Origin of the sequence: Clostridium sp. (assembly GCF_026168755.1) — a bacterium.
Classification (GTDB): Bacteria; Bacillota; Clostridia; order Clostridiales; family Clostridiaceae; genus Clostridium.
Genome location: NZ_JAPFDR010000037.1, coordinates 18,006 through 31,126 on the forward strand (window position 1 = coordinate 18,006; position 13,121 = coordinate 31,126).

The 13,121-nt window shown below is 28.4% G+C and carries 15 protein-coding genes; 12 read left to right on the plus strand and 3 right to left on the minus strand.

The genetic code is table 11. The features are described 5' to 3' along the window. Position 1: 1 nt before the first annotated feature. From Q0Y03_RS11925 to Q0Y03_RS11975, 11 genes are all read left to right on the plus strand, one after another. Positions 2–973 carry a bifunctional oligoribonuclease/PAP phosphatase NrnA gene (locus tag Q0Y03_RS11925; RefSeq protein ID WP_297714038.1) on the plus strand — a complete coding sequence of 324 codons (972 nt, stop codon included), beginning with the start codon at positions 2–4 and terminating at the stop codon, positions 971–973. A 3-nt stretch (positions 974–976) separates the two neighbouring features. Beyond that, on the plus strand, positions 977–1,855 hold the full coding sequence (gene truB / locus Q0Y03_RS11930) for a tRNA pseudouridine(55) synthase TruB (protein ID WP_297714039.1): 879 nt from the start codon (positions 977–979) through the stop codon (positions 1,853–1,855). Positions 1,856–1,867: 12 nt separating this feature from the next. Further along, on the plus strand, positions 1,868–2,806 hold the full coding sequence (locus Q0Y03_RS11935) for a bifunctional riboflavin kinase/FAD synthetase (protein ID WP_297714040.1): 939 nt from the start codon (positions 1,868–1,870) through the stop codon (positions 2,804–2,806). Between the two features lie 166 nt (positions 2,807–2,972). Further along, entirely contained in the window at positions 2,973–3,236 is a 264-nt protein-coding gene (rpsO, locus tag Q0Y03_RS11940) for a 30S ribosomal protein S15 (protein ID WP_133014141.1), read from the plus strand. Positions 3,237–3,320: 84 nt separating this feature from the next. Next, on the plus strand, positions 3,321–5,420 hold the full coding sequence (locus Q0Y03_RS11945; RefSeq protein ID WP_297714041.1) for a polyribonucleotide nucleotidyltransferase: 2,100 nt from the start codon (positions 3,321–3,323) through the stop codon (positions 5,418–5,420). 109 nt (positions 5,421–5,529) lie between these two features. Next, complete coding sequence (locus Q0Y03_RS11950) at positions 5,530–6,834, plus strand: pitrilysin family protein (protein WP_297714042.1); 1,305 nt, start codon at positions 5,530–5,532, stop codon at positions 6,832–6,834. A gap of 125 nt (positions 6,835–6,959) precedes the next feature. Then, positions 6,960–7,265: a YlmC/YmxH family sporulation protein gene (locus Q0Y03_RS11955; protein WP_297714043.1), complete on the plus strand. Its 306-nt coding sequence runs from the start codon at positions 6,960–6,962 to the stop codon at positions 7,263–7,265. Between the two features lie 21 nt (positions 7,266–7,286). Continuing rightward, a complete protein-coding gene (gene dapG / locus Q0Y03_RS11960) occupies positions 7,287–8,489 on the plus strand; it encodes an aspartate kinase (RefSeq protein WP_297714044.1) in 1,203 nt (400 codons plus the stop codon). Between the two features lie 170 nt (positions 8,490–8,659). After that, positions 8,660–8,935: an iron-sulfur cluster biosynthesis family protein gene (locus Q0Y03_RS11965; protein ID WP_297714045.1), complete on the plus strand. Its 276-nt coding sequence runs from the start codon at positions 8,660–8,662 to the stop codon at positions 8,933–8,935. A 100-nt stretch (positions 8,936–9,035) separates the two neighbouring features. Further along, positions 9,036–9,257: a hypothetical protein gene (locus Q0Y03_RS11970; protein ID WP_297714046.1), complete on the plus strand. Its 222-nt coding sequence runs from the start codon at positions 9,036–9,038 to the stop codon at positions 9,255–9,257. 61 nt (positions 9,258–9,318) lie between these two features. Further along, positions 9,319–10,110 (plus strand): hypothetical protein, encoded by a 792-nt coding sequence (locus Q0Y03_RS11975; RefSeq protein ID WP_297714047.1) that lies wholly within the window; start codon positions 9,319–9,321, stop codon positions 10,108–10,110. A gap of 33 nt (positions 10,111–10,143) precedes the next feature. Here Q0Y03_RS11975 and Q0Y03_RS11980 read toward each other — a convergent pair whose 3' ends face one another. From Q0Y03_RS11980 to Q0Y03_RS11990, 3 genes are all read right to left on the minus strand, one after another. After that, complete coding sequence (locus Q0Y03_RS11980) at positions 10,144–11,037, minus strand: DUF5685 family protein (protein WP_297714048.1); 894 nt, start codon at positions 11,035–11,037, stop codon at positions 10,144–10,146. Between the two features lie 44 nt (positions 11,038–11,081). After that, complete coding sequence (locus tag Q0Y03_RS11985) at positions 11,082–11,876, minus strand: J domain-containing protein (protein ID WP_297714049.1); 795 nt, start codon at positions 11,874–11,876, stop codon at positions 11,082–11,084. A gap of 91 nt (positions 11,877–11,967) precedes the next feature. Then, positions 11,968–12,396, minus strand: coding sequence for a molecular chaperone DnaJ (locus Q0Y03_RS11990; RefSeq protein ID WP_297714050.1), 429 nt, complete (start codon positions 12,394–12,396; stop codon positions 11,968–11,970). Between the two features lie 177 nt (positions 12,397–12,573). On the opposite strand from Q0Y03_RS11990, the gene Q0Y03_RS11995 reads away from it, so the two are divergent. Beyond that, a complete protein-coding gene (locus tag Q0Y03_RS11995) occupies positions 12,574–12,927 on the plus strand; it encodes an arsenate reductase family protein (RefSeq protein WP_195468012.1) in 354 nt (117 codons plus the stop codon). Positions 12,928–13,121: the final 194 nt, after the last annotated feature.

Consider the following 13,121-nt stretch of genomic DNA (forward strand, 5'->3'; position numbering starts at 1 on the left):
TATGACATTAAGTCAAATTGCAAAGTTTATATTAGAAAGTAAAAAAATAGGCATTACCTACCATGTATCACCTGATGGTGATGCAGTAGGTAGTGTTCTTGCACTTTTTAACGCTTTAAAAAGTTTAAACAAGGATTGTTACATAATATCAAAGGATACTTTATCAGAAAATTTAAAATTTCTAAAGGGATCAGATGAAATTACAGGAGAAATTACAGAACCTGTAGATGAAACTGATATTGTAGTGGTGCTTGATTGTGGAAACTTAGAGAGAGTAAGTGCAAATTTAAAAGAATTCACTGGCACAATAATAAATATAGATCATCATCTCTCAAATGATAAATATGGTGATATTAATTATATAGACTCAAATGCGGCTGCAACAGCAGAAATAGTATTTGAATTATTAAATTTAATGGGAATAAGTTTTGAAAAAGAAGATAGAGTTATAAAAGATATAGGAACTTGTATGTATACTTCAATAGTAACTGATACAGGTGGATATAGACATTCTAACGTAACAGAAAGAACACATAAAATATCTGCAGTATTAAAGAAAATAGGTGTAGATAATACTTTTATTTATCAAAGTCTTTTTGATAATAAGGATTTTAGTAGAATAAAGCTAATTGGAAAAGCATTGAGCAGTATGCAACTTATTTTAAATGGAAAAGTTGCATTATTAGAAATAGATAAAAACTTTACAGAAGATTTAGGAATTGATGTAGGAGATACATCAGATATAATTTCTTATGGACTTCAAATTAAAGGTGTTGAAGTAACTTTATTATTAAAAGAAGTTGAAGATGGTGTAAAAGCGAGCCTTAGGGCAAAGAGCTATGTTGATGTAAGAAAAATAGCAGAGGTTTTTGGTGGCGGTGGTCATATAAGAGCATCTGGTATAAAAATTAAAAATATGTCAATGGAAGAAGCTAAATACGAAATATTAAATGAAATACAGAAAGAGTTGTAAGATATGAATGGAATTTTAAATATCTTTAAACCAAAGGGAATGTCATCTTTTGATGTTGTTAGATTAGTGAAAAAAGTAGCTAAAACAGGAAAGGTTGGGCATACTGGAACATTAGATCCAGAAGCAACAGGTGTATTGCCTGTATGTATTGGAAGAGCAACTAAAATAATAGATTATATAATGGATTCAGAAAAAGTATATGAAGTTACTTTTAAGTTGGGAATTAGGACAACTACTTATGATTTAGAAGGGGAAATTTTAGAGGAAAGAGATTCTTCTAATTTAAAGAATGAAGATATATTAGATGTAGTTAAAGGGTTTATAGGAGAATATTCTCAAGTTCCACCTATGTATTCAGCCTTAAAGCAAAATGGTGTTAGACTTTACGAATTAGCTAGAAAAGGAATAGAAGTAGAAAGAGAAGGTAGATTGATAAAAATCTATAATATTGAAGATATTAAAATAAACAATCCTTATGTTTCTATGAAGGTTACATGCTCTAAAGGAACTTATATAAGAAGTCTATGTTATGATATAGGAGAAAAGTTAGAAGTTTTTGCAACTATGACTGACTTGAATAGAGCAAAAACTTCTGTATTCTCACAAGAAAGTTCAATTAATATTAATGATTTAACAAAGGAAAATATAGGTGACTATATTGTAACTATGGAAGAAGCCTTAAGTAAATATGAAGCAATTACGGTTCATGGAAAGTATGTAAGACTTCTTGTAAATGGAGTTAGAGTTGCTGATAATAGATTTACTAAAGATAAGATTATCAATAATAGATTATATAGAGTATATGATGAAGATAGTAATTTTATAGGATTAGGCGAAAGAAATAATTCTGGTTTTAAAATAGAAAAGTTACTAATCACATAGGAGAAAAAAATAATGCTAATATATGATAACAAAGCTTTTGATGAAGAAAGTAAAAATAATTATATAGCCCTTGGTAGCTTTGATGGATTACATTTAGGACATTTATCATTAGTGAGAAAAGTTAAAAGTTTAGCTAAAGAAAATAATGGGAAATCTATTGTTTTTACTTTTAAAAATCATCCTAGAACATTTATAAATATTAATAACAAAATAGAATTAATCATGACTAATGAAGAGAAGATTGATGTTTTACAAAAAGAAGGTATAGATATACTGGCATTTAAAGATTTTGATGAAAAAATGATGAAGATGATGCCGGATGAATTTATTAACTGGTTATGTAAAACTTATAATGTAAAAGGAATTGTAGTAGGATTTAATTTTAAATTTGGTTATAAAAATTTAGGAGATGTTGAGCTTTTAAAAAAGTTTGAAGAAGAATATAGATATAACTTGTATGTAATGAAACCTTGTAAAAGTGAAGGTGAAATAATAAGTTCTACAAATATTAGGAAAGAATTAGTAAATGGAAATGTGCGAAAGGCCTTTAATATGTTATCTAGGCCATATATGCTTTCAGGAAAAGTAATAGATGGGAAAAAGCTAGGTAGAACTATAGGATTTCCAACTGCTAATTTAGAAATAAATAAACAAAAAGTTATTCCTAAAAAGGGTGTATACTACACTAATGTAAAAATTAATGAAAAAATTTTTAAAGGAATTACCTCTGTAGGGAATAATCCAACAGTAAATGGGCAAGAATTAACGGTAGAAACCTATATTTTAGACTTCAGTAATGATATATATGGAAAAGAAATTAATATTTATTTTATTGATAGAATTAGAGATGAAATAAAATTTAATAATATTCATGAATTGATTGAACAATTAAAAAAAGATAAAAAATTTGCAGAGGAAAATAGTGAAGTTATAGAGCAAAATAATATATAAATTTTTATTATTAGATAATAAAGTTTAAATAAGTGTAAAATTATAAATTATGTTTACAAGATAGACTTACTTTGCTATAATATTTCATGAAGAACCTACTTCTAAGATTTGAGGGTGATTTTCTCTTTTCCTGGAAATAGGGGATAAATTAACTGGAGGTGTCATTATGGACGCAATAAGAAAGCAAGAATTAATCAAACAATACGGAAGACACGAAGGAGACACTGGTTCACCAGAAGTTCAAATCGCTCTTTTAACTGAAAGAATCAACTCATTAACTGGACACTTAAAAGTTCACAAGAAAGACCACCACTCAAGAAGAGGTCTTTTAATGATGGTTGGACAAAGAAGAGGTCTTTTAAATTACTTAGCTGAACAAGATATCGAAAGATACAGAGCTATAATAGCACAATTAGGCTTAAGAAGATAGTCTTTATAGAGCGGGTTTTATCCGCTCTATTATTTTAAAAAAATTAAATTAGTAGAACCGTAAAACCTGAAGGGAGGTTATTAAATGACTAATATACTAGAAAGAAATATAGCTGGTAGAAGTATGAAAGTTGAATTTGGTAGAGTTGGAATGCTATCAAATGCAGCTATTTTTATGAGCTATGGAGATACAGTAATATTAACAAATGTTAATGCTTCAGAAAAACCAAGAGAAGGAATAGATTTCTTCCCATTAAGTGTTGAATATGAAGAAAGATTATACGCAGTTGGCAAAATACCAGGTGGATTTATAAAAAGAGAAGGTAGACCTTCAGAAAATGCAATTCTTTTCGGAAGAGCTGTAGATAGACCATTAAGACCACTATTCCCTAAGGGATATAGAAATGATGTCCAAGTGGTTTGTACAGTTGTATCTGTAGAACAAGATAACTTACCAGAAATTCTAGCAATTAATGCAGCATCAATGGCATTATCTCTATCAAGTATTCCTTTTACAACTCCAGTTGCAGCAGTGCAAGTTGGATTAATCGATGGAAATTTTGTTTTAAACCCTACTTCAAAAGAAAGAGAAGAAAGTATTCTTCAATTAACTGTTTGTGCAACTAAAGAAAGAGTTATGATGATTGAAGCTGGTGGAAATGAAATACCAGAAGATACAATGATTAAAGCAATTGAATATGGTTTTGAGAAGTGTCAAGATATAGTTGCATTCCAAGAAGAAGCAATGGCTAAATTCGGAAAAGAAAAGGATGAGCCTGTTCTTTATAAGCCAGATGAAGAGCTTACAAAAGATATCAAGGAATTTGCTAGCGAAATGATCAAAGAAGCTATGTGGATTACTGATAAAGATGAAAGAAATGCAGCAATGGATGTAGTAAACGATAAAATAACTGAAGAGTTTGCAGAAAAGTATCCAGATACATTTGCGGATTCTAAAGAAATAGTTTATAACATGCAAAAAGAAGTAGTAAGAGATATGCTTTTAAATCACTCTAGAAGACCTGATGGAAGAGCTTTTGATGAAATAAGAAAGATTTCATGTGAAGTTGATTTATTACCAAGAACTCATGGAACAGGTTTATTTACAAGAGGGTTAACTCAAGTTATGACAGTAGCTACTTTAGGTGCTGTTGGAGATATTCAAATTATAGACGGTATAGGTGAAACAGAATCTAAGAGATATATGCATCACTATAACTTCCCTGCTTACTCTGTTGGTGAAGTAAAGCCATTAAGAGGACCAGGTAGAAGAGAAATAGGACACGGAGCTTTAGCTGAAAGAGCTTTAGAGCCACTTATTCCTTCAGAAGAAGAATTCCCATATACAATTAGATTAGTTTCAGAAGTATTAAGCTCAAATGGTTCAACTTCTCAAGCTTCTGTTTGTGGATCTACATTAGCACTATTAGATGCAGGTGTTCCAATAAAGAGACCAGCAGCAGGTATTGCAATGGGACTTATAACATCAGAAGATTTAACTGAAGAAGAAGTTTTAACTGATATTCAAGGAATTGAAGATTTCTTTGGTGATATGGACTTTAAAGTAGCAGGTACAACTGAAGGGATAACTTCAATTCAAGTTGATACTAAGATTAAGGGGTTAAGCTTTAATGTAATTGAAACAGCAATTAAAAATGCAAGAAAAGCTAGATTACACATTTTAGATAAAATTAATGAATGTATTCCAGCACCAAAATCAGAAGTATCTAAGTTTGCACCAAAAACATCAACTATTACTATTGATCCAGAAAAGATAAGAGATGTTATTGGAGCAGGTGGTAAGGTTATTAATAAGATAATAGCTGATACAGGTGTTAAGATTGATATAAAAGAAGATGGTACAGTATTTGTTTCTTCACCAGACCATGATGGAGTAAATGAAGCTATTAGAATAATCGAAGGCTTAACTAAGGAAGTTCAAGCAGGTGAAGTTTATTTAGGAAAAGTAACTAAAATAGCTGCATTTGGTGCATTTATTGAAATCTTACCTAATAAAGAAGGACTTTGCCATATTTCTAAATTAGATAAGAAGAGAGTAGAAAAAGTTGAGGATGTTGTATCTGTTGGAGATGAAATTTTAGTTAAGGTAACTGAAATAGACTCTCAAGGAAGAATTAACCTTTCAAGAAAAGATGCTCTTCCACAAGAAGAGGTAACAGAATAATATATATGTTAAAAGAGAATTTAAAATAATTCTCTTTTTTTTACTATGTAGAATAAATATGATAAGATTAAAATAAACTAAAAGCAAATTGATAAAAATGGAGGCAAATATGTTTAATTTATATACATTAGATAATGGATTAAGAGTTGTAACAGAATATATTGAGCATGTTAATTCTATAAGTGTGGGAGTAATGGTTCAAAATGGCTCTAGAAATGAAAGTAAAGATGTAAATGGGATTTCACATTTTATAGAGCATATGTTTTTTAAGGGAACAGATAAAAGAAGTGCAAAAGATATTGTACAAGGAATAGAAAATATAGGTGGTCAAATTAATGCGTATACAAGTAAAGAAACTACTTGTTATTATATAAAAGCATTAAATACATATGTAGATTTATGTTTAGACGTAATTTCTGATATGATATTAAATTCTAAATTTGATGAAGAAGAAATTGAAAAAGAAAAAGGTGTAGTTATTGAAGAAATAAATATGAGTCAAGATAATCCAGAAGATGTATTAGACGAAATACATTCAGAAGCTATCTTTGGAAATGATTCTTTAGCCTATCCAATTTTAGGAACACCTGATAGAATAAAATCATTTAATAGAAAGAAGATTAAAGATTATATTAGAACACATTATACTCCTTATAATTCTGTACTTAGTATTTGTGGAAAGTTTGATGAAAAGGAATTAAGAAAGCTTATAGAAGAGTATTTTGGAAAGTGGAGCAAGGATGATACATATAATCCAACATATGAATTTATTACATTAAAACATGATAGTAAATATACAGAAAAACAAATAGAGCAAGTTCATATAAATCTAGGTTTAAATGGATTGCCATATGCTGATGATAAAGCTTATTCGTTAGTATTGTTAAATAATATATTTGGTGGTGGTGCATCATCAATACTTTTCCAAAAAGTTAGAGAAGAGTTAGGGTTATGCTATAGTATTTATTCTTATATGCAACCTTATCTAGGTATTGGAACATTAAATATATATACAGGATTAAGCAATAAGTATTGCGATAAAGCTATAAGTGTTATTAATGAACATTTACATGATTTTGCTAAAAAATGTATAAGTAAAGAGTTATTAGAAATTAATAAAGAGAAAATTAAAGCAAGTTATATATTAGGTTTAGAAAGTACTTCATCTAGAATGTTTGCTAATGCAAAATGTTTCTTATTACAAAATAAAATTAAAACACAAGAAGATGTTATTAAGAGAATTAACAAAATAGATAGTGATGACATAAACTATGTATTGGAGAGGTGCTTTAAGCCGGGAATAATTAGTACTGCTTTTGTTGGTCAAGGAATAGAATCTGAAAATTTAAATAAAATAATAAATGAATCTAAAGTTGCATATAAGAGTTGTAATGATGAAAAATTTCTATTGTAACTTTAGCTTATAGTTGATATATTATTTAAGTAGAGTGAAGCGCTACTTGGATTTTAATAGTATATGTAAAGTAATATATTACCTCTTGAGTGCATAATATTATGTATAACAAGGAGGTAATTATTATGAAGGATTTTGAATATTACGAAAAAAAGCCAGAAAGTCAACTTAGAAACTTAAGTGAGTTAGAAAGATATGAAATTTTTAACTTAGAAAGTGCAGAAAAGTATGATAGCGCTCAAAATATTGATTTTATAATTGATGAAGAAGGATATCTTAAATTCCTGGTTGTTAGTATTAGTGCAAGTAAGTTTAGCTTCTTTGGTAGCAAAGAATATGTTGAAATACCATGGGAATGTGTAACAAAGGTTGGAACTAATGTCATAGTAATCTCTGCTGAGGAAGGAAAGATAAAAAGAGCGAGAGCTTAAAAAACTTAAGGGGGAGAGTCCTTGAATATAATAGTGCAAAAGTTCGGAGGAACATCTGTATCTACAGAGGAAAGAAGAAAACAAGTAATAAATAAAATAGGGAAGGCAATTGAAAGTGGATTAAGACCAGTAGTAGTAGTATCAGCTATGGGAAGAATGGGAGAAGCCTATGCAACAGATACCCTATTATCACTTGTAGATAATAATTTTAAAGATAATAATAAAAAGGCTCAAGACTTATTAATGTGTTGTGGAGAGATAATAAGTTCAGTAGTATTATGTAATGACTTATATAAGCATGGAATAACTGCAGTTCCACTAACTGGAGGGCAAGCTGGAATTATAACTAATGATGTCCACACTGATGCACAAGCTATTGATGTGGATACTCATAATATAATGAAAATTATAGAGGAAGGAAAAGTGCCAGTAGTAACAGGATTCCAAGGGGTTACTAAAGATGGATTTTTCACAACTTTAGGAAGAGGTGGAAGTGATACTTCCGCATGTATATTAGGAGTTGCATTAAAAGCTAAAGAAATAGATATATATACTGATGTTGATGGTATAATGACAGCAGATCCAAGGATGGTAGAGGATGCATCTCTTATAAATGAAATGACATATAATGAGGTATTCCAATTAGCTGATCAAGGCGCAAAAGTTATTCATCCAAAAGCTGTTGCCTTAGCCAAAAAGGGAAATGTACCATTAGTTATTAAAAATACTATGAATGATTCAAAGGGTACTATAATTAAGAGTAGTGTTTCAGAAGAAGAAAAGAGATTGATTTCTGGAATAACTCATTTAAATAATAGAATTCAAGTAAGAGTAAGATTATCAGATAATAAAGGTAAAGGAACTTACAGAAATCTTTTAGAATTATTAGCTAAAAACCATATAAGTTTAGATTTAATAAACATTTTTCCAGAGCATCAAATGTTCACTATTGATGCTACTGAAAAAGACAAACTTTCAGAAGTTATGAGTAAAGCTGAAATTAAGTACACAACTATTGAAAATTGTAGTACTGTAGCTATTGTTGGTGCAGGAATGAATGGAGTTCCGGGAGTTATGGCAAGAATAATAAATACCCTAACAAGTAATAATATTGAAATATTGCAAACAACAGATTCTAATATGACTATTTGGTGTTTAATTGATACTGAAAATGTTTCAGAAGCAGTAATATTGCTTCATAGTGAATTTGGTTTAGGTAAATAATGAAATAAGAAAGGCTCTTTAGTAAAGTGTAATTTATTTTATTAAAGGGTCTTTATTTTTATATATAGTTTATAGTTTAATTATATTAATAAATATTTATAGTGTTTTAATATACAACAATTTAATATATAATATAAATATATTTATTTTACCCAAGAAGGAGTAGCGTTATGGAATTAAAGTTTGATGAAAAAGCAAAAGAAGCTTTAAAAGCTTTAGTAAATCAAAGTTCAGAGGAATACATAAGAATAAAGGTTTTCTATGGTTGTGGTAGACCAGCTTATGAATTGTATTGTGATTTTAAGAGTGATGAGGACGTTGAAGAGGTAATAGAAGGAATTAAGTTTGTTGTAAATAAAAAAGACGTTAAAGCTTGTAATAACCTTGAAATTAAGTATGATAAAGAAATTTATAATAAGGGATTCTATATTAAGGATTTAGATTAATTTAAAAGCTGTGCAAAATATTTTGCATAGCTTTTAGATTTTTATAAATATTATTTTCAAAGATGGGAAAAATAATGTAAAAAGGTTAGAGGTGATAAAATTGAGTGAAAAAATAAAACTTATATCTGTTGATACTGATTCTGAAGTATGTGAACATGCAATAAAAGCTATGAATATGGGAATAAAAAATGCAAATAAATTTATAGAAGAAAATAAAAATATAGAAGAAAGCATAATGAATGATATAAAGGGTGTAATAAAAGACTATGATAATCACTTAGAAGTTTTAAATAATTTGAAAACTAAGTTATGCAAATATTGATGAAGTTTTTAAAGTATGATATATACTTATTAGGAGAAATTATAGATTGTGAGGAAGTCTTATGAAAAAAATATTGAAAATATCTGGGATGTTAGGTATTTTATTAATTTTTGTTTTTTTATCTTTTGGATGTACGAAGAATGTTGAAATGGTTAGAGCAAATACACCAGAAGAGGCAATTAATTTATTTAATACATATAATTCAGAGAATAATGTAGAAGAAATGGTTAAGTTATATTCAAATGAATATATAGATTATATTGGGTATGATGCAAACCAAATAATGAAGGTAATGAAGAAAAATAGAAAAGATTTAAATATAAAGTATTCAACAGTAAAAGGTATAGAAGATATAAATGAAAATCTAAAACAAGCAGTAGTCACTATTTCAGCAATGGTAGATGATGAAGAAGTTACAGAAGATTATGTATATGCAGTAATAAAAGAAGATAATGGATGGGCAGTTTCACCAGATGGTATTACTGAGTGTATAAATTTTGATGTTCCAGTTGATAAAGAAAAAGAATTAAATTTAAATTTAGTAAAAGAGGCTGTACTATTTGATGGGGCACTAATAAGAGTTAATTTATATAATAATACTAACAATTCATATGTATTTGGTACAACAGATGAAAAAACAGAAATTGTAGTTGAAACAACAGAAGGAACATTTACAAGTATAGTAGAAGAGCCACAAAAAATAGAGAAAAAAGCAAGAAATTATTTTATTGCAAAGTTAGAAAATTTAAAGGGTGAAATAACAAAGGTTACAGTAACATCAGTGTTTGATGTTGATAAGGATGGAAATGCAATTTTAGATACAAAGAGAGATATAACAGTATATAGTAAATAAAATAAATACCAGTAGCTTTTTAGCTACTGGTATTTATTTTTTTGTTTCTATAATAGGTATTTTATTTAAAATTTCATAGTATTTATTGATCATTCCTAAATTTATTACATTATCAATAATACTATAATGCTTTTTAAAAGGAATAACCTTAAGAAAATCGCTACAATTTACAAGACAATTTGAAATATAAAAGTCAATTTCATTAATACAGGATAAAATTAATTCGTCGAAGTTTAATGAATTTAGGTTGAATAATACATCATAAGGATTAAAATTATTAGTATTAAGATCATCTTTCAAATCATCAAGAGCATCTATTAAATAAATCCATTTTCCAATAAAATATCCAAGATTATATAGATTTTCGCGTAATATATCAGAATCCTCTTCAAAATTATAAGGAAATTCACTTAAAATCATTCCCATTATATCGCTAAAAGGATGCGTGATTTCATCCAAAGAAGAAAGTTTTTTTGACTTTTCAAGATTTGATAAGCTATCTATATTATTTGATATTTTATCAGAAAGATTCTCCAATTCAAGTAAGCTTTTTTTGCAAGATGAAGAAAGGAGAAATTTAAAAAGTTTACTTTTTACACTTTTGTCATCCTCTATGTTATCTTTTAGTTTATAATCAAAAAGAAGTATACTTAAATTAGCACAATAATTTAAAGCATTTGTCTGTTTTGTTATTATAATGTTCTTGCCAGGATGTCGTAAACATTTAATGGAATCAAAAATTAGTGGATTACTGTAAAGACCATCTAATAAAAATCCTATAAAAGTCAAATCGTAATTTAAACAAAATCTTGGAATATTACCATATTCTCTTTTAATTTCATTACACAATCCACAATAATAGCTTCTAAAGTATTCAAATTCTTTAAACTTTAGTTCGCTTTTAAGAGGGGTAACATAGCCAAACATTAAACTTCTCCTTTATTAAGACAAAAAGTCTATTCAAAGTAATACTAACACATTCCACCGCCACCAGAATTACCACACATATTCATTCCATTTCCGCCGCCCATTAAGCTTTGCATAAGCATATTTTGCATAGGATTGCCACCACCCATACCACCCATCATATTGGAAATATTGCCCATAGGGTTAACGTTGTTAGTGGTATTCATGCCATCAGTAGGATTGCCTCCACCCATAGGATTAGCACCACCCATAGGACTACCACCGTTAGCATTCATAAACATATTTAAAATGTTAGGATCTATTCCACCACCGCTGCCGGAACCACCACACATGTTATTTGTTTGACCACCGCCACCACACATATTGTTGTTATTATTAGCACTATTATATTGCATTGTTCTAGCATAATTTGCTTTCATTTTTCTAACCTTTTTGACAAGTACCATTAATGCTTCTTGATACTCCTCATTGTTAGGGTTTAATTCAGCAGCGGTCTTTAAGTGATTTACGCCAGCTTGGAACCATCCTTTTTTTAATAATACAAAGCCTTGTAGATAATTCCATTCAGGTGAGCTTTTATCAGAGATTAGATTAAGTTCTGTTTCAGCTGATAAAAATTGTTTATTTTCAATTAAGTTTCTTATATTCTTGTACTTAAAATTGTTATTTAAAATTGTATAAGCTTCGTTTATTTCTGAAAGTTTATCCTCTGCAAGTGGTTCTTCTGGAGAACCATTAAAGTCATTTATACTATAGGTACTTGCTAATGATTCATAAGCATCTTTAATTTCATCCAATGAAGCATTTGGTCTTATACCAAGTACTTTATAAGGGTTCATAAATAAATCTCCTTAGAAAAGATTATTGAATTATTATAATATATTCAGAGTAATCTAAATAAGTGATTCATATAAAAAATAGAATTTAATATTAAATACACTCAATTAAATCTCCACCCATACATTCGCAACATTGATCTAAACATATTAAATCACAGCAGCTAAAATTACCACAATCACAACAGTCATCACAACAGCAACAAGCACAACCTCTATTACGTCTTCTATAGCCATTATGATAATAATCATCAGAGTAATGCCTATGTCTACCCATTAATGTAATTAAGCTTTCTTTATATAAAGTATTATTAGGAGAAAGAGAAACAGCTATTTTTAGATGTTTTAAAGATTCATCAAACCAAGCTTTTTTTTCAAGTAAGAGGCTATAAAGATAGTGATAATCAGCATTTTTATCTATAGAAGAATTTAATAAACCTTCAGCTGTATCAAAATCTCTTTTGTTTATTAAATTATTAATAGTAATAAATGAATTATTGTTAATAGAATATGAATTATCCATAATGCTCACTCCTTAAAGTTATAATTTATAAGTATGTATTAATATAAAAGTAATATTGTATTTATTATATACAATATTAAAAAATAAATCATTATTTAGAAAAAATTAAGAGATAATATTTACTATTATATAATAATTATGATAGAATTATAAAAAATAATTTAAAAGGAGATAATTATGGAAAAGTTATTTTTACAATATCCTAAATGTACTACTTGTAGAAAAGCTAAGAAATTTTTACAAGAAAACAATGTAACTTTTAATGATAGAGATATAACTATAGATAATCCTACAGTAGAAGAATTAGAAAAATGGATAGATTTAAGTGGATTAGAAATTAAAAAATTCTTTAATACTTCAGGTGTGTTATATAAGGAAATGAAGCTAAAAGATAAAATTAAAGATATGTCTAGAGAAGAAATGATTAAATTGCTTGCTACAGATGGAAAACTTGTTAAAAGACCACTTTTAATATGTGAAGATAAGGTATTAGTAGGATTTAAGGAAGAGCAATATAAAGAGATATTATAAATTGAAAAATATGGATAAAAATAATCTGTTGGATAATATTAATTCAATAGATTATTTTTTATTGTGCGCCCAGCATGGGCAACAACTTGACGGTGAAAGTCCGTTGTGGGCTTGGTAGTGGGAACCACTAGCTAATGACAAGGGTGTCCATCGTGAGATGGAATCTGAAGGAAGTCGGAGGCAAAGTCTTGGTC

Excerpts from the sequence above, each read along its gene's own strand:
- Q0Y03_RS11925 (WP_297714038.1), top strand. The coding sequence starts at position 2 with ATGACATTAAGTCAAATTGCAAAGTTTATATTAGAAAGTAAAAAAATA.
- truB (WP_297714039.1), top strand. The coding sequence starts at position 977 with ATGAATGGAATTTTAAATATCTTTAAACCAAAGGGAATGTCATCTTTT.
- Q0Y03_RS11935 (WP_297714040.1), top strand. The coding sequence starts at position 1,868 with ATGCTAATATATGATAACAAAGCTTTTGATGAAGAAAGTAAAAATAAT.
- rpsO (WP_133014141.1), top strand. The coding sequence starts at position 2,973 with ATGGACGCAATAAGAAAGCAAGAATTAATCAAACAATACGGAAGACAC.
- Q0Y03_RS11945 (WP_297714041.1), top strand. The coding sequence starts at position 3,321 with ATGACTAATATACTAGAAAGAAATATAGCTGGTAGAAGTATGAAAGTT.
- Q0Y03_RS11950 (WP_297714042.1), top strand. The coding sequence starts at position 5,530 with ATGTTTAATTTATATACATTAGATAATGGATTAAGAGTTGTAACAGAA.
- Q0Y03_RS11955 (WP_297714043.1), top strand. The coding sequence starts at position 6,960 with ATGAAGGATTTTGAATATTACGAAAAAAAGCCAGAAAGTCAACTTAGA.
- Q0Y03_RS11965 (WP_297714045.1), top strand. The coding sequence starts at position 8,660 with ATGGAATTAAAGTTTGATGAAAAAGCAAAAGAAGCTTTAAAAGCTTTA.
- Q0Y03_RS11975 (WP_297714047.1), top strand. The coding sequence starts at position 9,319 with ATGAAAAAAATATTGAAAATATCTGGGATGTTAGGTATTTTATTAATT.
- Q0Y03_RS11980 (WP_297714048.1), bottom strand. The coding sequence starts at position 11,037 with ATGTTTGGCTATGTTACCCCTCTTAAAAGCGAACTAAAGTTTAAAGAA.
- Q0Y03_RS11985 (WP_297714049.1), bottom strand. The coding sequence starts at position 11,876 with ATGAACCCTTATAAAGTACTTGGTATAAGACCAAATGCTTCATTGGAT.
- Q0Y03_RS11990 (WP_297714050.1), bottom strand. The coding sequence starts at position 12,396 with ATGGATAATTCATATTCTATTAACAATAATTCATTTATTACTATTAAT.
- Q0Y03_RS11995 (WP_195468012.1), top strand. The coding sequence starts at position 12,574 with ATGGAAAAGTTATTTTTACAATATCCTAAATGTACTACTTGTAGAAAA.